Consider the following 21746-nt stretch of genomic DNA (forward strand, 5'->3'; position numbering starts at 1 on the left):
TCAGGCCTTTTCCACGTTCACCAGGAACGCCTTGTATTCCGGGGTGTTGGTGTTGGAATCACCGATGCCAGGGGTCAGGGTATTGGCCAGGAAGCCCTTGCGGGTCGCGCCTTCATAGCCCCAGTGGCACGGGATGCCGATGGTGTCGACCGGCTGCCCGTCGATTTGCAGGCGGCGGATCCGCTTGGTCACCACCGCCTTGGCCTTGATATAGCCCCGCTTGGTACTGACCCGCACCAGGTCGCCTTGGACGATGCCCTTTTCCTTGGCCAGCACTTCACCGATCTCGATGAACTGCTCGGGCTGGATGATCGCGTTGAGCTTGGAGTGCTTGGTCCAGTGACGGAACAGCTCGGTGATCGAGTAGGTGGTCGCCACGTAAGGGAATTCTTCACTGTCGCCCATGCGCGCCCGGTCACTGTCGTACAGCCGCGCCGTGGGGCTCTTGCTGACATTGGGGTGCAGCGGGTTTTGCGCCAGCGGGCTTTCGGTCGGCTCGTAGTGTTCCGGGAACGGCCCATCGTTCATGGCGCCGACCGAGAACAGCCGGCCCACGCCCTCGGGGAGCATGATGAACGGATTGGTCTGGGTGCCCGGGGCGATGTTGACCGGGAAGTCGGGCACATCGATGCCGCTCCAGCGGCTGCCGTCCCAACCGATGACCTTACGCTTGGCATCCCACGGTTTGCCCTGCGGGTCGGCCGAGGCACGGTTGTAGAGAATCCGCCGGTTCTGCGGCCAGGCCCAGGCCCAGCCTGGGGTGCAGCCCAAACCGCTGTCGGCATTGTCGCGCCGGGCCATCTGGTTGCCGGCCTCGGTCCAGGAACCGGCAAAGACCCAGTTGAAGCACATGGTGCTGCCGTCGTCGCGCAGCTGGCCGAAGTTGTCCAGCAACTGGCCCTTGCGCAGGATCAGGTTGCCCTTGTCGTCGCGCAGGTCGGCCAGGGCGTAGCCGTTGGACTCCTTGGCTACTTCTTCCGGATCAGGGTCGTAGGGGTTCTTGTAGTCCCAGGCCATGTTCAGCACCTGCTCGGGGCACGCCCCGCCTTCGTTGCGATACAACTCGCGCAGCTTCATGAACAGGTGACCGAGGATCTTGCCATCATGCCAGGCTTCGCCGGGCGGCGCGGCGCCTGCCCAGTGCCATTGCAGCCAGCGCCCGGAGTTGACGATCGAGCCGTTCTCCTCGGCAAAGCAACTCGATGGCAGGCGGAACACTTCGGTCTGGATCTGCCCAGGATCGACATCGTTGGACTCGCCGTGGTTCTGCCAGAAGCTCGAAGTCTCGGTGGCCAGCGGATCGATGATCACCAGGAACTTGAGCTTGGCCAGCGCCTGGGCAGCCTTGTTCTTGTCCGGGAATGCAGCGATCGGGTTGAAGCCCTGGGCGATGTAGCCGTTGACCTTGCCTTCGTACATGCGGTTGGAGAAGTTCAACACGTCATAGCTGTCGTCCCACTTGGGCAGCCAGTCAAAGCCCCAGTCGTTGTCGCGGGTAGCCTTGTCGCCGTACAGGCTCTTCATCAAGCTGATGAAGAACTTGGGCGTGTGCTGGTAGTAGTTGACCTGGTCGGGCAGTTGGGCACTGGGGGTGGTCTGCTTGAGGTAGGTGGCAAGCGTGGTCTGCTCATCGGACGGCAGGTTCATGTAGCCCGGCAGGCGCTGCGAGAGCAGGCCCAGGTCGGTGTAGCCCTGGATGTTGGAGTGCCCGCGCAGGGCGTTGACGCCTCCGCCGGCCATGCCGATGTTGCCCAGCAGCAGCTGGATCATCCCCGAACCGCGGATCATCTGCGCGCCGGTGGTGTGGTGGGTCCAGCCCAGGGCATAGAGGAAGGTCGCGGTCTTGTCCGGCGCGCTGGTACTGGCCATGATCTCGCAGATTTCCAGGAAGTCGTCCATGGGCGTGCCGCAGATCTGGCTGACCACTTCTGGGGTGTAGCGGCTGACGTGCTGCTTGAGCAGGTTGAACACGCAGCGTGGGTGGCTCAGGCTCAAGTCGCGGCGGGCATGGCCGTGCTCGTCCAATTCATAGGCCCAGGAGCTGCGGTCATAGCGTTTGCTCTTGGCGTCGTAGCCGCTGAACAGGCCATCATCGAAGCTGTAGTCGCTGCGCACGATCAACGAGGCGTTGGTGTAGGCGCGCACGTATTCGTGCTGGATGCGATCGTGGGTCAGCAGGTAGTTGACCATGCCCATCAGGAAGGTGATGTCGGAACCGGCGCGCACTGGCGAGTAGATATCCGCCACCGACGCGCTGCGGTTGAAGCGTGGGTCGACGACGATGACCTTGGCGCCGTTGCGAATCTTCGCCTCGATCACCCACTTGAAGCCCACCGGGTGCGCCTCGGCCGGGTTGCCGCCCATGATCAGTACGACGTTGGCGTTCTTGATATCGACCCAGTTGTTGGTCATCGCGCCACGGCCGAAGGTCGGCGCCAGGGCGGAAACGGTCGGCGCGTGACACACCCGCGCCTGGCTGTCGGTGCCGAGGATGCCCAGGGCACGGGTGAAGCGCTGGTCGAGCGAGCCGGTTTCGCTGCTGGCTGCCGAAGAGCAGAGCATGCCGGTCGACAGCCAACGGTTGACGGTGACGCCCTTGGCGTTCTTCTCGATGAAGTTGGCGTCGCGGTCCTCCTTCATCAGCCGGGCGATACGGTCGATGGCGTAGTCCCAGCTGATCCGCTGCCATTTGTCCGAGCCTGGGGCGCGGTACTCGGGGTACAGCAGGCGTTGTTCGCTGTGGATGTAGTCGACCAGGCCGGCGCCTTTTGGGCACAGCGAGCCGCGGCTTACGGGATGGTCGGGGTCGCCTTCGATGTGGAAGATCCGCGCCTTGGCGTTTTTTGCGCCATCGCCCAGGCTGTACATCAGGATGCCGCAACCGACCGAGCAATAGGTGCAGTTGTTGCGGGTTTCCTTGGCGCGCAGCAGTTTGTACTGGCGAGATTGGCTGGCATTGGCCACTGCCGGGCCGAAGCCGAGCGAAACAGTGGTGGCTGCCGCCGCACCGGCGGTACAAAGTTTGAAGAACTGTCGTCTGCCAAGTGCCATGAATTTCTCCTCATGCAGGCCCGGGTTAATCACAGGCAAGTAGGCGCGGTGGCGTGGGCCACTCTGTTATGAAGTGTGAAAAAGTGCGTGGACGGCGTATTAGGCCGACGCGGCGTTAGTTGCGAAAGTCGGCGGCGTACTTTTCGCGGGCCGCCTGCTCCGACAAAGGTCCTGTGGCATTAATGGACGCTACAGCCCAAGTAGGACGGGCTTGGCCGCGAAGAAGCCGGCTAAATTTCTACCCGCCCCATGCGTCAAATCAGCACGCGCCCGCCATTGTAATGACCCTACAACAAGTGAGCCAATTGACCCGTTCGATCATTTGATAAGTTTTATCGATCAACGAGCTGATTAGCTAAAATAATTGCTGACTGTATTGATCTGGATCAAGAAATCGCTCAACCCTGTAACTAAGCGTGCAACTCAATACGACCAAAGTAGGTGGCAGAATAATCCTCACTTTCGCAGTAGATATTTAAAAGCATCGTCTTTAGTTAGACTTTTGGGGTAATGGTCTTGCACGCTCTTGGACTTTTGGCCTGCGAGCTTATCCATTGGATGTGGCGGTGCCACTGGCCCCTTCCGCCCTTACGGCGGGTTACTTTTTTTCAGGCGAAAAAAAAGTAACCAAAAAATTCTGCGCTCCACCATCAGTCCCGCCCGTGGCGGGATCCCCTCGCTCCGGTGCCTTCCGGGCCCGCGCGGCCTACGATTTGCTGCGCAAATCTACATCTCTCGCCTTCGGCTATGCCGAAGAGTGCTGACGCACCTGGCCCTACAGACACCTACGCTCGGCCTCCTGAAGTCGCGAAGTTAGTGGCGGCGCCTGGGCTGGCGTTATCTGGCGATAGTGCCAATTGTGGTGGATGTTCCGGCCTCTTCGCGGGCAAGCCCGCTCCCACAGGCTTCGTGGGGTTCGCAATATCTGCGTGGTGTCAGTGCTGGCTCAACGCTGGACTGAAATCTGCGCGGTCCCTGTGGGAGCGGGCTTGCCCGCGAAGAGGCCAGAACAAACAACACAAAACAGAAAATCAAAAATTTGGCTTTGGCTTTGGCTTTGGCTTTGGCGAGAGCGCAGCGATTCGCCTGCTCTTGATCTTCGTGCGCGTAATTGCAGGCGCCGCAGATTCGCGACTTCAGGTGGCTGAGCAGAGGTGCCTGGAGGGCCAGGTGCGTTAGCACCCTTCGGCGCAGCCGAAGGCGCGAGATGTAGATTTGCGCAGCAAATCGTAGGCCGCGCGGGCTCGGAAGGCGCCGGCGCGAAGGGACCCGAAGCGCAGCGCAGGGCCGTATGTAGGAGCGAGCGGTTTTGCTTACTTTTCCCAAGAGAAAAGTAAGCCGCCGTAAGGGCGGAAAGGTGAATCAGCGTCGACAACAAAAATGGATATGCTCAAAAACCAAAAACCAAAAACCAAAACTACCGCCGCCGCAACGTCTCAGACGGCAACTCCCCAAACCGCTGCCGATAACTCTCCGAAAACCGCCCCAAATGCATAAACCCATAATCCATCGCCAACTCCGTCACACTGCGCACCGAGCAACTCGAATCACTCAAACACTCATGCACCCGCTCCAACTTACGCTGGCGCACATACTGCTTAGGGGTAGTCCCCAAATGCCGATCAAACAACACATAAAACGACCGCAAACTCATGCAAGCCTGCTCCGCCAACGCCTCAGCCGGCAACTCCAACTTCAGGTTGCGCTCGATGTAATCCAAGATCCGCTCCAGGCTCGCCCCCGGCGCCCCAAGGCTCTCACGGCGGATGTTGGTACTCATCAAGGTCAATAACTTGCTCGCCACGATCTGGCTGTAGTGCCCCTGCACCCGCGGCAACGGGTCACTGACCTCAGCCTCATGACAGACCATTGCCAGCAAATTGACGAAGCCATCGAGCTCTTCCAACCGATAATGGTTGCGCAAGAACCGCACCCCACCACTGGGCCGAGACCAACGCTGCTCATCGCAAATCGAATCGAGCAACCGCGTCGGCACCTTGAGAATGAATTTCTCGCAATCTTGCGAGTACGTCAGGTCAACGGGATCATCCGGGTTGATCAGCAGCAGCTCGCCCGGCACCAGGTGATGCTCGCGCTGCGGCCCGCGCCACAGGCAGTTGCCGTTGAGCAGCACCTGCAGGTGATAGATGGTTTCCAGCGCCGGTGAGGTAACCCGCACACTGCCGCCATAGCTGATCCGGCACAGGTCCAGCTCGGCGAATTTGCGGTGGCTCAGACTGGCCTGGGGATGGGTGGTGCGCGACAGGCCGATGCAGTGCTGGCCGACATGTCGATTGACATAATCGGAAACAGCATAAGGATCAGCATGATGGAACACGCTGCTGCGCTCGCTCAACAGGCGGCTTTCCATAGGCAAGGCACTCGGCTCGTTATTGTTCTGGTCGCCGCTTCCTACAGGGCACAAGGCCCGTGGTCGCGGTCGTTCACGGTCATTCTATAGGCCGGTTGCAGGTGACAGCGGGCAAGTGACAACCGGTGGCTTGCTCACACACTAAGCAATATGGCGGGGGTTAGGCAATGCGACCTAGGCGAAGGGCGGGCGGATAGCGGACAGCATAGGGCATGTGATTGTACGATTATCGAACGCTATTGCGCTGCAGCAGTACCGGCCTTTTCGCGGGGCAAGCCCGCTCCCACAAGTGCGGGCCTGTAGATAGATGTCGCTGTGTGCATAACTGACTTTGCGGGGTGTCCTGGCCTCTTCGCGGCCCGCTGCCCCAAGGGGCTGTGCTGGCACAGCAAAAAACCCACTGCAACATAGATCCCTGTGGGAGCGGGCTTGCCCGCGAAGAGGCCAGCCGAGCATACCCATCTATCAGGGCACAGCGCCCTCTGGCCGCCCCGCCCAGCCCTGGCTGCGTGCGCGAAACTGCCTCGGCGCAATGGCGAACAACTCACGGAAACGCCGGTAAAAATGCGGAAAACTGACAAAGCCACTGGCCACCGCCACTTCAGTCAGCGACTTGCTCGTATGCTGCAACAGCTGCCGCGCATGGGTCAGGCGCAGCTCCAGATAATAGCGTGGCGGCGTGGCTTGTACATGGCGGCGGAACAACCGCTCCAGGTGGCGCCGTGACAGCCCTGCATGCTGCGCAATCTCATCGATGCCGATAGGGTCTTCGATGTTGGCATGCATCAATTCCAGCGCCAACCGCACCCAACGCGGTAGCGTTGGGTCTATATCCGGCGCTGCAGCCGGCATATCACTCAACACCCGCGAACGATCGCAAGCCAGCATTTGCTCGACCGCCCGGCGCAAGCTTTCACCGCCACTGTGTTCGAGCAAGCCAAGCATCATGTCCAGCGCACTGCTGGCCCCCGCGCAGCTCATACGCCGCCGATCCAGCACATGCGCCTGGCGGCTGACCCGCACCTGCGGGAACAGCTCGTTGAGCATCGCACGGCCATCTGGATGAAACGCGCAGTCGTGATCGTTGAGCAGGCCTGCCTCGGCCAGAAAGTACGCTCCATTCTACAAACCACCCAACAGCGCCCCATGCTGATCGACTTGGCGCAGTTTGCCGCGCAGCAGGGGGCTGCTTTCCAAGCGAACCCGAAAACCGCCACACACCAGCAGCACATCCAGACCCTGCCCTTCGAGATCGGCCAGGGCAGTATTGACTGGCAGGGCAATTCCCAGGTCGCTCATGACCTGGGCGCCCTCGCCCACCACCTGGATCTGGAACAGCGGCGTGGCGCTCATCAGGTTAGCGGTGACCAAGCTGTCCATGGCCGCTGTAAAGGCCATCATGGAAAAGTGCTCACGCAAGACAAACGCCACCCGCCGACATGGCAGGGCCAAGGCCGTGCGGCCAGCCGGATCGAGGTGGGCCAGGTTGCTGTTCTTCAATACGCTTTCGAAATAACTCATGGCTCAACTCCACCGCCAGCCTGTGCCCCGGCATTACCGGGGCGGATACAAACGACCGTTACTTGCTCGCCAGGCTGGCTGCGCCGCGGGCGGCCAACAGCCATTGGTCGAACTGCTGGCGATGGGCTGCGACCCATTCCTTGGCGTGACGCTCGATGTCGGCGGGTTTCTTCTCGCCCTGCTGCATCTTCAAGTTCTGCGCACTTTCGTCAGCGGTAGTGAGCTGCATCAGCGAGAGGAACGTGGCAGCGGCCGGATTTTCCTCGGCGAAGTCTTTGTTCAGCACCGCTTCAACCTTGTCCACGGCAAAACCGAGGTTCTTGCCTTGGTACAGAGTGTCGACCGTGTTGTTGCCATCGGGCAGATCGTTTTCGGCACCTGCAGCCAGACCACGTCCTTGTCTTCCACCAACACCGTGGAGATCCACTGCGGCACCCAGGTGAAATAGAGGATCGGTTTACCTTCCTTGTAGCGGGTGATGGTGTCGGCCATCAGGGCGAAGTAGGAGCCCTGGTCGACATGTACGGTTTTGTCCAGGTCATAGGCTTTGATGTGGTGGGAGATCACCAGCTCGCAGCCCCAGCCTGGGTTGCAGCCAGTCAGGTTGGCCTTGCCGTCGCCGTCGGTGTCGAACAGCTTGGCGATTTCGGGCTTGTTCAGGTCGGTGATGTACTTGATGTTGTGCGCTTGCGCGGTTTTCTTGTCGATCAGGTAACCCTGGAGCACGCCGGGCATGATGTCGCCGGCCTTGACCATCACCTGATCGCCACCGGCCTGCTGGTAGAACTTGTCGTGCAGCTTGTCCCACAGGTGCACGGTGAAATCGGCATCGCCGTTGGCCAGGATTAGTTGCCTCTGAGGCGCTGACTGACACAACCTGAAATCATCCGACTACGCCACTGGGCAATTTCCTCGACAAACCCGCTACGGCTTCTGCTAAAACGCCCCTCATGTCAACGCTCCTGCTCAATCATCTCAAACGCCGCTGGCTCAGCTGGCTGTGCGTGGCCCTGCTGTTGGTCGGCCTACCGACCGGCTGCGCCGTGCTGCAACACAAAGAGCGCGAACTGGTGTTTCGCATCGAACCGGGTAACGCCAGCTGGTTCCACGGCCTGCCGGCAGGCGTCCAGGAACTCCAATTGCGCCCGCGCAGCTTCGCCGACAATCAAAGCCTACACGCTTGGTGGTGGCCGGCGCGGCGCGCCGATGCCCCCGCCATCCTCTACCTGCACGGCGTGCGCTGGAACCTCACCGGGCAGCTGTTTCGTATCGAACAACTGCATGCCATGGGCTATTCGGTGTTGGCCGTGGATTACCGCGGCTTCGGCCAGAGCCGGGGCGATCTACCGTCGGAGGCGACCGTCTACGAGGATGCGCGCATCGCTTGGGAGCGCTTCGCCCAATTGCAGCCAGACCGCGACAAGCGGCTGATCTTCGGCCACTCGCTGGGCGGCGCGGTGGCCGTTGAGCTGGCCGCAGAACTGGCGCGTCAGGCGCAGAGCGCCGGCGCCCCCGCTGCCGCTCGTGGTTTGATCCTGGAGTCGACCTTCACCTCCCTGGGCGACGTCGCCGCCGCAGTGGCTGACACCGCGCTGCCGGTGCGTTGGTTGTTGTCGCAGAAGTTCGACTCGATCGACAAGATCAAGGATGTCGGCATGCCGGTGTTGTTGGTGCATGGGCAGGATGATCGATTTGTCCCGCCGCGCTTCAGTGAGCAGTTGTATGAAGCGGCGCAGGAGCCCAAGAGCTTGTTGCTGGTACCGGGGGCGAGCCATAACAACAGCATGCGTTTGGCTGGACAGCGTTATCAGCAGGCGATTCGCGGATTGCTTTGATAGCGATACGAGGGGCTCTGAGGTCTCACTGAACCGGCAAGAAATTCATCAGCAACAAGCTCTGCGCATAATTCAGGCCGATCCGCCGATAGCGCTCGTCGAGCATCTGTGCCAGCAGATCCAGGCGCGCGACGATCTTGCCGAACTCCACGGCAAAGCTCAAGTTGCTGCCCTCCTCGGAAATCTCATTGGAAAACAGCAGCAACACGCCATTGGCATCCTGGCGTTGGCTGAGCATCCAGGTGGCCTTTTCGATGTTGCGCGCGGCGTTGTTGACGAACAATGGGTCAATCGCATCGGTCATGTAGAACTCGGTGCGCCCGCCGTGGGCAGTGATGATCATGCTGCCAATGGCGTAGATGAAGGCACCTACCCGATCGCCCCGGAACTCGGGGCTCAAGGCATAGCTCAAGGCCGCCAGGTCACGCCGCTCGCCCAGCTGCGCCAAGGGCTGGCGCTGCTCGATCGCCACTCGAATCTGCCGCTCGGCGGTGGCGGCATCGAGGTAGCCGGACTGTTTCCACTGGCTGGGATTGCGCAGGTAGAGTTTGTTCATCAGCAGGTACAAACTCTGCAGATTGTCGCGCATCGACAGCGTGGCCATGCGGTCGACGCTGGTCTGGAACAACTCGCTGGGCTTGCCGTCACCGAACTGGCTGACGATGTCGCGCCCCTGTTGCTGGGTGCAGGCGCACAGGGCGATCAGGGCGCCTGCCAGCAGCAGGCGCGAGCAATGTCGGGAGACTGGGACAACCATTGGCACCGGGGTCTGAGATCAACGACGGGGCCGGGGATCGGCTCAGCCTGACCAGACATAGAGCGCGGAATGTTGAAAAAGTGCAGTGAAGGCCACGCATCACATCGCGTGGCGCAACAACTCCAGCACCTGGGCATGCAACGCCGGATCACCACAGGCCACCACACAACCGCCGTTCTGCGCCGAGCTACCGTCCCACGCAGTAATCACCCCGCCCGCCCCTTCGATGATCGGTATCAGTGCCTGCACGTCATACGGCTGCAGGCTGGCCTCGACGATCACATCGACAAAACCAGAGGCGAGCATGCAGTAGGCGTAGCAATCACCGCCATAGCGCATCAAGCGCGCCTGGCCAGCCACCGCCTCGAAGGCCGCCTTACGTGCCGGGGTATCGAACATGTCGGGCGTGGTGCACATCAAGGTCGCCGAGGCCAGGTCGCTACAGGCGCGGGTCTTCAGTGCAGCGTGGCCCAGCCAAGCGCCTTCAGGGGTACCGACGAAGCGCTCGCCGGTAAACGGCTGGTTCATCACCCCCACGCGCGGCCGCTCACCGTCGTTCAAGGCTATCAGCGTGCCCCATAGCGGCAGGCCGGTAATGAACGCGCGGGTGCCGTCGATCGGGTCCAGTACCCAGGTCAATGGGCTGCTGCCGACTGCCACGCCTTGCTCTTCGCCAAGAATGCCGTGCTCGGGATAGCGCGCCTGGATCAACGCACGCATGGCGTCTTCCGCCGCTTTGTCGGCCACGGTCACGGGGTCGTACAGGCGTCCGCCTTTGTCCTCGACGTCCAGGCTGGCTCGGAAATACGGCTGGATCGCCGCAGCGGCGGCATCGGCCAGCTGTTCGGCAAAGGCGCGGAATTCGCCAATCTGTGCAGCGCTCAGGGACATGGGGCAGGCCTCTTGGAGTGATGAGGGGCGCATCATACCCGACGCTATGCGGCTCGGTCAGGTCCGATCACGGCACATCCTTCTCCAGCGAGCGCCACAACTCGATCATGGTCGGGTTGCTGTTACCGGTTGCCTTGAACGACCAAATCTCCAGATCTGCGCACCACTGTGCGCCGCCCGCGTGCACCAGGCGGCCGGTGGCTAGTTCATCCTGCGCGGCCGATTCCGGCAGCCAGCAGATGCCATAGCCCTCGCGGGCCATCCGCCACAGGTGCATGGCCAAGTCAGCTGGCCAAGCGCTGCGTTAGCCTAAGCCTTGCCACGCGGTGCTGAGGCAGCCGTGTCCCCGGGCGGGCTGCTAACATGCACCTGGCGCCGCACCGATCCAGCGCAGGCGAACCTTGCCCTCGATAAGGACAACCCCATGCTTTGCAAGCCAGTCGCCCTAGTACTCGCCGCCGGCCGCAGCCAACGCTTTGGCGGCGACAAGCGGCAACAGCGCTTGAGCAATGGCCTGACCCTGCTGCAATCGAGCCTGTTACTGCCTTGCGCGGTGTTCGAGGAAGTCTGGCTGGCCTTGCGCGAGGACGATTCGGTGCCGCTCGACCTACCGAGCAAGGTCCGTATCGTCCAGTGCGCCAGCAGCCGGCTCGGTCTAGGTCATAGCATCGCCACCAGTGTCCAGCGTATCAGCGCCGTTTCCGAAGGCCAGGCGCTGGCAATGTTTCTCGCCGACATGCCGTTCATCCATGCCAGTACCCTGGATACCCTGCTCGGCAGCTCTGCTCCTGATCGAATCTGCCGCCCCGCCTACCAAGGCAAGACCGGTCATCCAGTCATATTCGGCCGCGACTTCTGGGCCGAGCTCAGTCAGCTTGCCGGCGACAGCGGCGCGCGAAGCGTGGTCCAGGCCAACAGCCACGCAGTGCACACGCTGACGGTCGATGACCCGGGAGTATTGATCGACATCGATCGCCCCAGCGACGTGCCGCCGGCGCAGAGCGTCTAGACTGAAAGTGGGATTGGCGCGCCACTTGGCCCGCAAACCAACAACGGCATGAACGGGGGGCTGCCACACGAGGAGGTGTGCGATGAGCCAGTTCAAGCGCATGTTCGTCATGCTCGGCCCGCAGATGCGTTACTCACCCGCCTTGCAGCGGGCGGCGGCGCTGGCCGAATCCAGCGGTGCCTTGCTGGATGTCAACGTTTTCGTCGACGATGTCGACACCTTTGGCCTGATGAGCGATGGCAGCGAGCGCGAACGCCTGTTGACCCACAATCGCCTGTGGCTGGCGGACGTTGCCGAGCAGCTGCGTAATACCGGCCTGGATGTTTCCACCGAGCTGCTGCTGACCCGCGATCCCCTGGGCAGTGTGCTGGAGCAAGTCGAACGCCTGGGCTGCGATCTGCTGATCAAGGATGTACAGCACGAGCCGGTGCTCAAGCGGCTACTGGTAACCCCCTTGGACTGGCAACTGCTCAAGGACAGCCCGGTCGCCGTGCATCTGGTCAGCGAAATCCGCCTGCCGCTACCCCGGCAAATCGCTGCAGCAGTCGATCTCAATAGCCACGGCGCCGGTGAACACCTGGACGAGCAGGTCATCCAAAGCGCTCGTGCGCTGGCCCTGCAATGCAATGCCGAGCTGCATTTGCTGCATGTGTGCGATGCGTCGAAAACCCATATCGCCGACTTTGGCGCTGGCACAGTGACCATGCCTGGCTTCGACGCCAGTGTGCGGGTCGCGCAACGGACCGCGTTCAATCGATTGGGTGATCATCATGAAGTCGCCTTGGAGCGCCGGCATTTCCTTGAGGGGCCGGCGATCAGGGCGATTGCCCATTACATCAGTCACAGCCGGGTCGATGTGATCGTCATGGGCAGCCATCGGCACGACGCCATGCAGACCTTCCTGGGCGGTACCACCGCGCATGTGCTGGAACATCCACTGTGCAACGTGCTGGCGATCAAGGCAGTGCATTAAAGCACTGGCGAAAAGGCAGGCAGGGCGATTGCCGCCCTGCCTGCCATGCATCAGAAACCTTTGCTGTAGAACAGCGAGTACGACTCGATGCCGTCGTTAGGCTGCTTGATGCCGGCGTTGGAGTAGTGCATCGCGCGGATGCCAACCTTCTGCTCGCCCGGCAGCTTCAGGCCAAAACCGATGCGGTCTTCGAAGTTGACCGCAGAGCCCAGGCGTTGGTCGCCAACGTCAGTCTTGGAGAACGCTGCCAGGCCAATACCCGCCTCGATGTAGGGGGTGTAGGTGAAGCCGCTGAACTCGTAGACGAACACCGGGCTGAACGAAAGCGAATGGGCGCCGCTGGCCTCACCACCTTCCCAGTAGGTGTAGGCGCCGTCCCAGTAGCCAGTCAGGTGGCCAGTGCTGCTTTGCAGCCACTGCTTGTCCCAATCCCAGGACAGGCCGATACGGTAGGTCATGTCACCTTGGCCGGTGGCGCCAACAGCGCCGGACACTTGTGCGGCATGGGCCAGATTGGCGCCAGCGAACGCCAGGACGGCGGCCGCCAGCGTGGTGGCGAGACGGGTTTTCATCAATGACTCTCCTGATGGTCTTCACGGAAATCGGGGGCTTGAGCCCCTCATTTTTCGCTTGTCTACCTGGGCATCCAGCCAAGTAACAAGGTGCAATACTTTTCGGATTATCGACTAGATAGTCAGAAAGTTGAAAGTGGATTGCCACTATTGGCTAATAGGCTAATCGTATTCCGACTCGGCGTGCTCCCCGAGTAAACGCCGTTGCCGGGCAGTGGCTGCGGCCAGTACTTCAGGGTTGAACTGCCAGCTCAGGTATGGGGAAAACTTCTGCGCCACCATGCGCCGGCCATAGTGCACCTGGAGCATGTCGCGCACGTGTCCGGCACTGCTGTTGGCCGCCCCGCGGTGCCAGAGGTCACTGCGAAACACCAAGGCAGTACCGGCCCGACACAGCAGCGCCTGGGCGCCCTGCCCTTGCCAGCTGTCCTCGCCCGGCTCTGGCGCTCGCCCCGCGCGATGACTGCCTGGCACTACCCAGGTTGGGCCGATGGCCAGGTCGATATCGCACAAATACAGCTGCGCCGTGATGATGTGCATGGGCAGGCTGAAATCGTGCTGGGCGTAAAGCCACGGCGGCAATTGCATGGGCAGGTGATCCAGATGCCATGGCAGGCCTGGATAACCAGGATGACTGCGCCAGGCGGTCTGGCCGATGATGTGGCAATCGTCGCCCAAGGCCGCTTCGGCCAGGCCGATAAGCGCCGGTAGGTCGAGAAATCTCAGCCACAGCGGGCTGCGGTTGAATACGCACTTGTACTGTTCGAGCAGGCCTTGATAGTCCCAGTGCAGTGGCTGCAGATCGTCGATAGCGCAGCGTATCAAGGCAATCTGCAGTGCATCGAGCACGTCAGGGATAAGCACAAAACCGTCGTCGCGCAGCGCGTGCAACTGCTCCTGCACACCCATCGGGTTACCCTCCGGCACCAGGAGCACATCTGTACTCCTGGTGATAATGGGCATTCAACGCCAGTTCAGATTGACCTTCACTGGCGCCTTGCCGTCAATACTCACTTGCTGCTGCACGGTCTGCCCTTCAGCCTGGCCGATCACCCGGTAATGCCCCGGTGGCAGTTGCACGTAGATCATCGGGCCGACGTCCTGTAGGTTCAGCAGCGGCTGGCCCTGGCCACTTTGAATATCGACCGCCGCTCCCGTCTGGAACTTGCCTTCGGGGCCGGTCGACAGGGTGATGTGCAGGTTGTAGCCCTGGGTTTGGCGCAAGGCGTTGGCCTCGTCCTGGCCGATGCCACCTTGCAGATAGCGGATGCCGTTCTGCTCCTGCGGCTGCAGTTGCACAGCCTGCGCGTCGATTGGCGCATTGAGGTCTGCGCCAGTCGCCAGTGTCCAGGGTAGAGCCAGGCCCACCAGCAATGCTGCACACAGGCTGTAATGATGGTTGCGCATGGTGCACTCCTCCATCAGCGGGATGCTTACCCTAGGTTCGACGCTGCGCCGCGCCTGGCGTTGCGCCCTGGCGCGACCATCGGTCAGGCAGCGCGGCGCTCTTCCAGCAACTTGATGAACATGCTCAAGCTGCGCGACACCGTCCCGCGGCGCCACACCAGCCAGGTCTTGAGATAGCGAAAGTCCTGCGACAACGGCCACACGCTCACCGTGCTGACCCCTGGCATGCTGTCGAGCATGCTACGCGGCATCAGCGCCAGGCCCGCACCGGCACTGACGCAGGCCAGCATGCCGTGGTAGGACTCCATCTCGTGGATCTTGCCGGGCACCGCCTGATCCTGGACGAACCAGTTCTCGAAGTGATGGCGATAGGAGCAGTTGGCGCGAAAGGCGTAGATGCTCTCGCCGTTGACCTCGCGCGCCCGGCTGATCGGTGCATGGTTGAGCGGCGCAATGACCACCATCTCCTCCTCGAACACCGCCATGCCTTCCAAGGTCGGGTGCAACACCGGGCCGTCAACGAACGCCGCGACCAGTCGGCCAGACAACACCCCCTCGAGCATGGTGCCGGAAGGTCCGGTGGAGAGGTCCAGGTCGACCTTGGGAAATCGCTGGTTGTAGGCCGCCAGCAGCGCCGGGATGCGAACCGCGGCGGTGCTTTCCAGCGAACCCAGGGCGAAAGTACCTTGTGGGTCTTCACCGGCCACGGTCAGTCGGGCTTCATGCACCAGGTCAAGAATGCGCCGGGTGTATTCAAGAAAATTCCAACCGGCCGGCGACAGGCGCAGCCGGCTTTTTTCGCGGATGAACAGCTCAACGCCCAGGTCCTCCTCAAGCTGCTTGATACGGGTGGTCAGGTTTGACGGCACCCGATGAATCTGCTGGGCGGCCGCACTGATGCTGCCGTGCTCGGCCACAGCCTTGAAGATTTCCAGTTGCACCAAGTCCACTATCTTTCTCCAAACGTGAATGTTTCGCTCATTATTATTCAGTTTTCAATAATGATGCACGCCACTAGTCTGGGCGTCACTCACCAACAACAACGAGGCGCTCCGCCATGAGCCAGATCACTAGCCTGACCCACGCCATCTCCATCGACCCGTACAGCGGCGAGCAGATCGGCCACTACCCATTCGACACCGACGCCGCACTGGACGCGGCGCTGCAACGTGCCAAGGTTGGCTTCAACCTGTGGCGCAAGGTGTCGCTGGGTCAGCGCAGCGAATACCTGATCGCTCTGGCAGATGCCCTGCAGGCCAACCACGAAGCCCTGGCGGTGATGATCAGCCGCGAAATCGGCAAGCCGATCAGCCAGGCCCGTGGCGAGGTGAGCAAGTGCGTTGGCCTGTGCCAGTGGTATGCCGAACACGGCCCAGCCATGCTCGCGCCGGAGCCGACTCAGATCGAAAAGGCGCGTATCGAGTACCGTCCCCTGGGCCCGATCCTGGCGGTGATGCCGTGGAACTTCCCCATCTGGCAAGTCCTGCGCGGCGCCGTGCCTGCGCTACTGGCCGGTAACACCTACGTGCTCAAGCACGCTCCCAATGTGATGGGCAGCGCCTACCTGCTGCTGCAGATCATCAAGCAGGCCGGCCTGCCAGATGGCAGCTTCGAGGTCATCAACGTCACCCCTGATGGCGTCACTCGCGCCATCAATGACCCGCGCATTGCTGCCGTGACCCTGACCGGTAGCGTGCGCGCCGGCATGGCCATCGGCGCCCAGGCCGGTGCTGCGTTGAAAAAATGCGTGCTGGAGCTGGGCGGTTCAGACCCGTTCATCGTGCTGGCCGACGCCGACCTCGATGCTGCCGTCAAAGCCGCGGTGATCGGCCGTTACCAGAACACCGGCCAGGTCTGCGCCGCGGCCAAGCGTCTGATCGTCGAAGACAGCATCATTGATGAGTTCACCCGCCAATTCGTCGAGGCGACCCGCCAGCTCAAGGTCGGCAACCCGCTGCAGGACGACACCTACATCGGCCCGATGGCCCGTTATGACCTGCGCGACGAGCTGCATGGCCAGGTACAAGCGACCTTGGCTGAAGGCGCGACCCTGCTGCTCGGCGGCCAGAAGGCCGAGGGCGTCGCCAACGTCTACCAGCCGACCGTGCTCGCTGGCGTGACCTGCGAAATGACCGCGTTCAAGCAAGAGTTGTTTGGCCCCGTGGCGGCGATCATCGCTGCGCGCGATGCCGACCATGCGGTGGAACTGGCCAATGACAGCGAGTTTGGCTTGGCCGCGACCATTTATACCGCCGATGTTGCCTTGGCAGAACGGATGACGGCGGCGCTGGATACCGGTGGCGTGTTCATCAACGGCTATTGCGCGTCCGATCCGCGGGTGGCCTTCGGTGGCGTCAAGAAAAGCGGGTTTGGCCGCGAGCTGTCGCACTTTGGCGTGCGTGAGTTCTGCAATGTGCAGACCGTTTGGTTGGATCGCAACTGATTGTTTGGGTAGGCATTTGGGGCCGGTTTGCGGCCCCAACATGTTCAATCGCGCACCTGATCCTTGACCCAATCGAGCATTCCTCCAGGCACGATCAGTTCATGCCTGGCCCGCGAACAGGCAGTATACAAGCCGGCCAACATCCGCGCCCGCTCGTTGCGGTTGTTGCCGGCGCCAGGCGCGACCATCAGCTCGGGCGACACCATCACCCGGGCGAATTCCATGTTCTTCACATCCCTTACCCGACCGAGGAACAGCTTGGGCGCCTTGTCCCAGCGGTAGCGGCTCTTGGCCTTGGCAAAGTGTTCCGGGCTGTAGCCTTTGCGCAGCATGTTGGCCACCGCAGCGAAAGCCTTGTCGTCACCCTTGTCCTGCTCCAGCGCTTGCCAGCTGGCATAGCGAAACAGCATGTTGTGCCGTGGTCGGGTGCCATGGCGGTAGAGTTCGATACAGTCTTCGACGAACAGCTCGAACTCCTTGCGTGCGCCTTGGAGCAGGACGAACGGCACGCCCTGATGGGTAAGGCGCTGGAACCAACCAAACAGCCCCCATTCATCGTCAACCAGCAACGCCGTAGGCTGCTCGGGCACCGTCACCGCATCGAAGAAACTCACCCGCGTGTAGTGTTCGGCGCTGCCGGTGAAGGCCGCCTGGATAGCCGATGGGTGCGCCAGGATCAGTGGATTGAGCACGCTCTCCATCGCCGGCCCCGCTCGCAACGAGTGATCGATGCAGCGCTGGCGAATGAAACTGCCGTGGTGCGGGCTCAGGCCATTGAGGTTCTGCAGGTCATCTCCCAGGGTGATGATCGCCTGGGGGCTGCGGTCGAGTACGGCAAGCATCGGCGCAGATAACTCATGGGCTTCGTCGACGATGACATGGCTGAATTGAACATCGATGACTTCGCGCGTCAGCGATAGCAGCTTGACCCGATGGTAGTCGCGCACCGGTAGCTGGATCTCCCGCGCCGAGGGGCGGATCAGTTGTTGCCAGTACAGGCGCGCCTTCTCCAGCAACACCTCCTGATCCAGCGGCGAGAATCCCGGTCCCATCCATGGCAGATGCTGCAAGCCGATAACCTCATCAGCGCTGCGGCAGAAGCTGCGCACGGCCTTGATGCACAAGGCAACCACCTCACGAGCAGCCAGCGGGCCGATATCGGGGATACCCAGCCACTGCACCACCTGCGACTCCTGTGGGCGCCAGGACAGTTTGCTGCGGTAGGCGTCGCGCAGGCGCCAGCCATTGCTAGTCAGGTCGCGATTGAGGATTTCGTCGGCCAACTGGCCGAACGTCAGTGCGGTGAACGCCGAGGCGTCCTTGACCCGCGCCTGCAAGGCGCGCAACTGGCCCTCGGTCATGGCCAGCAACAAGGTGCGCTGGGGGTCGAGCAAGCGCGCGAATTGATGGATCAGGAACGTCTTGCCGGTGCCGGCGAACCCTTGCACGGCTACCGATTCGTCGACACCGGAGAGAAATTCGCGCAGCAGGCGATTCTGCTGGTCGCTCAGATGCAGGTCGCTGGACAGCGACGGCAGGCTGACAGGGTGCAGCGGCGTTACCAACTGGCGGTAGCTATCGGCGAACAGGAAGTTCCAGCCGCCCTCACTGTCGCGCCAGTCGGCAGGATCGACTGGCGTCTCAGGGCTCAGTAGGCCAATGCCGTTTTCTCCGAGCATGCCCAGCCCCATGGCGAACGCCTCAGCGTCGAAACGCTTGGCTACTTGCGCCTGGAACTGGTCGGGGGCAGCAGCATGCACTTCATCGGCGATGCGCAACATTTCGGCAAAGCGCCGCTCTTGGGCCTCTACCGAGGGTTTTCCTTGCTGGCGTGGCAGGTTCTGGATGAACAGCACGCTGGCCGTTTCCGGCAGGCTGGCCTGGGGAAGAAATTCGCCGGCGCAGGCCTCGCTGGCGAGGCGCTCGGCTTGGTCGCTGGTCAGTGGCAGATAGAACATCGGAACCTCGGGGAAAACTGCCGGGCACCATACCAATATTTACCGGGGCATGCAGGATTGTCTGCGCTGGCCTTTTCGCGGGCAAGCCCGCTCCCACAGGGACCGCGCTGCTCTGAAGAGCAACGCCGTACCTGTGGGGTCAGCACAGGGATCCCGCTGCTCTGAAGAGCAACGCCGTACCTGTAGGGTCAGCACAGGCACCCCGCTGCTCTGAAGAGCAACGCCGTACCTGTGGGGTCAGCACACGGACCCCGCTGCTCTGAAGAGCAACGCCGTACCTGTGGGGTCAGCACACGGACCCCGCTGCTCTGGAGAGCAACGCCGTACCTGTGGGGTCAGCACAGGGATCCCGCTGCTCTGGAGAACAACGCCGTACCTGTGGGGTCAGCACAGGGACCCCGCTGCTATGGAGAGCAACGCCGTACCTGTGGGGTCAGCACAGGGATCCCGCTGCTCTGGAGAACAACGCAATCCCTGTGGGAGCGGGCTTGCCCGCGAAGAGGCCAGCACAGCCGGCCCAGGCCTCAACCTCTTGCCCGGCGCAGCGTCTCACTCGGCAACTCGCCAAACAACTGCCGATAACTGTCGGAAAACCGCCCCAGATGCCAGAACGACCAACGCATCGCCACTTCAGCCACCGTCAACTCGCCCCCACGCAGCAGGTCTCGCCGTGCTCCGTTTAGCCTGCGCAAACGCAACCAATGAGCTGGTGGCAGGTTGGTGAAGGCTTTGAACGTCTGCTGCAACTGGCGCACCGAGACCCCGGCAACGTTGGCCAGCTCCACCAGGTTAAGCGTCTCGTCCGGGCAATCCGCCGCCCAGTCACTGACCCGCCGCATCACCGCCCGCGCCTCGCCACGCCGCTCCAGGGCATCGCCCTGCAGCCGTTGGCTGGCGTTGTCGAGGATGAACAGGCAGTCCTCCAGCAATTGCTCGGCCAGCGCCCTGCCCTCCACCGGCGAATCGGCTTGGCCCAGGCGCGTCAGAGTGGCGCTGAGCCAGCCGCCGAACAGCGCGTTCTGCACGCTGTCCAACGGCACCATGAACAACCCTTCCAGGCGATTGACATCCAGCCCATGCCGTTGCAAGAAGCCTTGATCGAACACCACCGCCACTTCCTGGTAGTTCTCCGGAGTGATCCAGATATTGCGGCTCTCTTCATTGAGCACGTAGAGGCTGTTATCGCTGCGATCAAAGCAAAACGTCAACGACCCGCTGGGCGCGCGGAAGAACTGCTCGACCCGGGTGTTGAGGCGCTCTTCGTAGACTTCCACGCCATCGAGCCCCAAACAGCGCAGTTGGCCGTTGAAATGCCCGGGGGACATTTGCCGGTATTGCTGCTGCCAGCCCGGGGTGGCGCGCACCTGTTCTGTCACGTCGCTGGTGTTGAAAGCCTGGACCTGCAAGGCATGGGGCGTTGTCACGCGATGTCCTATATGCACTCTTTTGGTGCATTCATTGCCGAAGGAAGTGGATAGATCAACCCTGTGGGCTGCGACCAAGATAGCCCTCAGCGCATCAGCTGGGAAGATTCCTTGAAACGATGTGCCACCAAAACCCAACCAAGAGGTCTGTATGAACGCCCCTTTCGATCAGCTGTCCACGTGGCTGAAAGAACACCGCATCACTGAAGTCGAATGCGTGATCAGCGACCTGACCGGCATCGCCCGCGGCAAGATCGCGCCGACCGCCAAGTTCCTCCATGAGCGCGGCATGCGCCTGCCAGAGAGCGTGCTGCTGCAGACCGTCACCGGCGACTATGTCGACGACGACATCTACTACGACCTGCTCGACCCTGCCGACATCGACATGGTCTGCCGCCCCGACCCTAGCGCGGTGTACCAGATCCCGTGGGCGATCGAGCCGACCGCGATCGTGATCCACGACACCTTCGACAAACAAGGCAACCCGATCGAACTGTCGCCGCGCAACGTGCTGAAAAAGGTCCTCAAGCTCTACGCCGACAAAGGCTGGCAGCCTATCGTCGCGCCGGAGATGGAGTTCTACCTGACCAAGCGCTGCGAAGACCCGGACTTGCCCCTGCAAGTGCCACTGGGCCGTTCGGGGCGCGCCGAAAGCGGTCGGCAGTCATTCTCCATCGATGCCGCCAACGAATTCGACCCGCTGTTCGAAGACGTCTACGACTGGTGCGAAATCCAAGGGCTGGACCTGGACACGCTGATCCATGAAGACGGCCCGGCGCAGATGGAAATCAACTTCCGTCACGGCGACGCGCTCGACCTGGCCGACCAGATCACCGTGTTCAAGCGCACCATGCGTGAGGCAGCGCTCAAGCACAACGTCGCTGCAACCTTCATGGCCAAGCCGATTACCGACGAGCCGGGCAGCGCCATGCACCTGCACCAGAGCGTGGTCGACATCGCCACCGGCAAGCCGATCTTCGCCAACGACGATGGCAGCATGAGCGAGCTGTTCCTGCATCATATTGGCGGCCTGCAGAAGTACATCCCCAAAGTGCTGCCGATGTTCGCCCCCAACGTCAACTCGTTCCGCCGCTTCCTGCCCGATACCTCGGCGCCGGTGAACGTCGAGTGGGGCGAAGAAAACCGCACTGCCGGCTTGCGCGTGCCGACCTCGAGCCCTGAAGCGATGCGGGTCGAGAACCGCCTGCCGGGCGCCGATGCCAACCCGTACCTGGCCATCGCGGCGAGCCTGCTGTGCGGCTACCTGGGCATGGTCGAGAAGATCGAGCCGAGCGCAGCGGTCCAAGGCCGTGCCTACGAGCGGCGCAACCTGCGTCTGCCGATCACCATCGAAGACGCCCTGCAGCACATGGAAGACTGCGAAATTCTGCAGACCTACCTGGGCCGCCAGTTCGTCCAGGGCTATGTGGCGGTCAAGCGCGCCGAGCACGAAAACTTCAAGCGCGTGATCAGCTCCTGGGAGCGTGAGTTCCTGATGCTCAGTGTCTGATCTGCAACACTCGCAACAGACCCA

At 61.9% G+C, this 21746-nt stretch carries 16 protein-coding genes and 2 pseudogenes; 5 read left to right on the forward strand and 13 right to left on the reverse strand.

Going from position 1 to position 21746, the window contains the following annotated elements; genetic code table 11:
- From fdnG to proX, 4 genes and pseudogenes are all read right to left on the reverse strand, one after another.
- Entirely contained in the window at positions 1-3051 is a 3051-nt protein-coding gene (fdnG, locus tag OIU19_RS01935) for a formate dehydrogenase-N subunit alpha (RefSeq protein ID WP_264233004.1), read from the reverse strand.
- A 1417-nt stretch (positions 3052-4468) separates the two neighbouring features.
- A complete protein-coding gene (locus OIU19_RS01940; protein ID WP_264233006.1) occupies positions 4469-5422 on the reverse strand; it encodes an AraC family transcriptional regulator in 954 nt (317 codons plus the stop codon).
- 465 nt (positions 5423-5887) lie between these two features.
- A pseudogene (locus OIU19_RS01945) lies at positions 5888-6943 on the reverse strand (GlxA family transcriptional regulator).
- Positions 6944-7001: 58 nt separating this feature from the next.
- Positions 7002-7786, reverse strand: a pseudogene (proX, locus tag OIU19_RS01950) (glycine betaine/L-proline ABC transporter substrate-binding protein ProX); the annotation flags it as partial.
- Positions 7787-7893: 107 nt separating this feature from the next.
- On the opposite strand from proX, the gene OIU19_RS01955 reads away from it, so the two are divergent.
- Entirely contained in the window at positions 7894-8778 is an 885-nt protein-coding gene (locus tag OIU19_RS01955; protein WP_264233008.1) for an alpha/beta hydrolase, read from the forward strand.
- 25 nt (positions 8779-8803) lie between these two features.
- Here OIU19_RS01955 and OIU19_RS01960 read toward each other — a convergent pair whose 3' ends face one another.
- The 3 genes from OIU19_RS01960 to OIU19_RS01970 all read right to left on the reverse strand — a co-directional run bounded on the left by OIU19_RS01960 (position 8804) and on the right by OIU19_RS01970 (position 10703).
- Positions 8804-9535: a hypothetical protein gene (locus OIU19_RS01960; protein ID WP_264233010.1), complete on the reverse strand. Its 732-nt coding sequence runs from the start codon at positions 9533-9535 to the stop codon at positions 8804-8806.
- Positions 9536-9634: 99 nt separating this feature from the next.
- Positions 9635-10426, reverse strand: a complete 792-nt coding sequence (hisN, locus tag OIU19_RS01965; protein WP_264233012.1) for a histidinol-phosphatase — start codon at positions 10424-10426, stop codon at positions 9635-9637.
- Between the two features lie 67 nt (positions 10427-10493).
- The gene (locus tag OIU19_RS01970; RefSeq protein ID WP_264233013.1) at positions 10494-10703 is read right to left on the reverse strand and encodes a hypothetical protein; all 210 of its coding nucleotides are present in this window, start codon (positions 10701-10703) and stop codon (positions 10494-10496) included.
- Between the two features lie 147 nt (positions 10704-10850).
- On the opposite strand from OIU19_RS01970, the gene OIU19_RS01975 reads away from it, so the two are divergent.
- Positions 10851-11435, forward strand: coding sequence for an NTP transferase domain-containing protein (locus OIU19_RS01975; protein ID WP_264233015.1), 585 nt, complete (start codon positions 10851-10853; stop codon positions 11433-11435).
- 82 nt (positions 11436-11517) lie between these two features.
- Positions 11518-12408 carry a universal stress protein gene (locus OIU19_RS01980; RefSeq protein WP_264233016.1) on the forward strand — a complete coding sequence of 297 codons (891 nt, stop codon included), beginning with the start codon at positions 11518-11520 and terminating at the stop codon, positions 12406-12408.
- A gap of 50 nt (positions 12409-12458) precedes the next feature.
- Here OIU19_RS01980 and OIU19_RS01985 read toward each other — a convergent pair whose 3' ends face one another.
- The 4 genes from OIU19_RS01985 to OIU19_RS02000 form a co-directional block, all read right to left on the reverse strand.
- The gene (locus OIU19_RS01985; protein WP_264233018.1) at positions 12459-12980 is read right to left on the reverse strand and encodes an acyloxyacyl hydrolase; all 522 of its coding nucleotides are present in this window, start codon (positions 12978-12980) and stop codon (positions 12459-12461) included.
- Between the two features lie 162 nt (positions 12981-13142).
- Entirely contained in the window at positions 13143-13889 is a 747-nt protein-coding gene (locus OIU19_RS01990) for a phytanoyl-CoA dioxygenase family protein (protein ID WP_264233080.1), read from the reverse strand.
- Positions 13890-13943: 54 nt separating this feature from the next.
- Entirely contained in the window at positions 13944-14387 is a 444-nt protein-coding gene (locus tag OIU19_RS01995) for a carboxypeptidase regulatory-like domain-containing protein (RefSeq protein ID WP_264233020.1), read from the reverse strand.
- Positions 14388-14470: 83 nt separating this feature from the next.
- Positions 14471-15337 carry a LysR family transcriptional regulator gene (locus OIU19_RS02000; RefSeq protein WP_264233022.1) on the reverse strand — a complete coding sequence of 289 codons (867 nt, stop codon included), beginning with the start codon at positions 15335-15337 and terminating at the stop codon, positions 14471-14473.
- Between the two features lie 107 nt (positions 15338-15444).
- Between OIU19_RS02000 and OIU19_RS02005 the strand changes: the two genes are divergently transcribed.
- On the forward strand, positions 15445-16830 hold the full coding sequence (locus OIU19_RS02005) for an aldehyde dehydrogenase family protein (protein ID WP_264233023.1): 1386 nt from the start codon (positions 15445-15447) through the stop codon (positions 16828-16830).
- A 44-nt stretch (positions 16831-16874) separates the two neighbouring features.
- On the opposite strand, the gene OIU19_RS02010 is transcribed toward OIU19_RS02005, so the two are convergent.
- Together OIU19_RS02010 and OIU19_RS02015 are read right to left on the reverse strand one after the other, a co-directional pair.
- Positions 16875-18788: an AAA family ATPase gene (locus OIU19_RS02010; RefSeq protein WP_264233025.1), complete on the reverse strand. Its 1914-nt coding sequence runs from the start codon at positions 18786-18788 to the stop codon at positions 16875-16877.
- A 524-nt stretch (positions 18789-19312) separates the two neighbouring features.
- A complete protein-coding gene (locus OIU19_RS02015) occupies positions 19313-20212 on the reverse strand; it encodes a helix-turn-helix domain-containing protein (RefSeq protein WP_264233027.1) in 900 nt (299 codons plus the stop codon).
- 151 nt (positions 20213-20363) lie between these two features.
- Here OIU19_RS02015 and OIU19_RS02020 point away from each other — a divergent pair, with 151 nt between their 5' ends.
- Positions 20364-21722 carry a glutamine synthetase family protein gene (locus OIU19_RS02020; protein ID WP_186554547.1) on the forward strand — a complete coding sequence of 453 codons (1359 nt, stop codon included), beginning with the start codon at positions 20364-20366 and terminating at the stop codon, positions 21720-21722.
- Positions 21723-21746 lie beyond the last annotated feature (24 nt).

The organism is Pseudomonas sp. BT-42-2 (assembly GCF_025847435.2).
Classification (GTDB): Bacteria; Pseudomonadota; Gammaproteobacteria; order Pseudomonadales; family Pseudomonadaceae; genus Aquipseudomonas; species Aquipseudomonas urmiensis.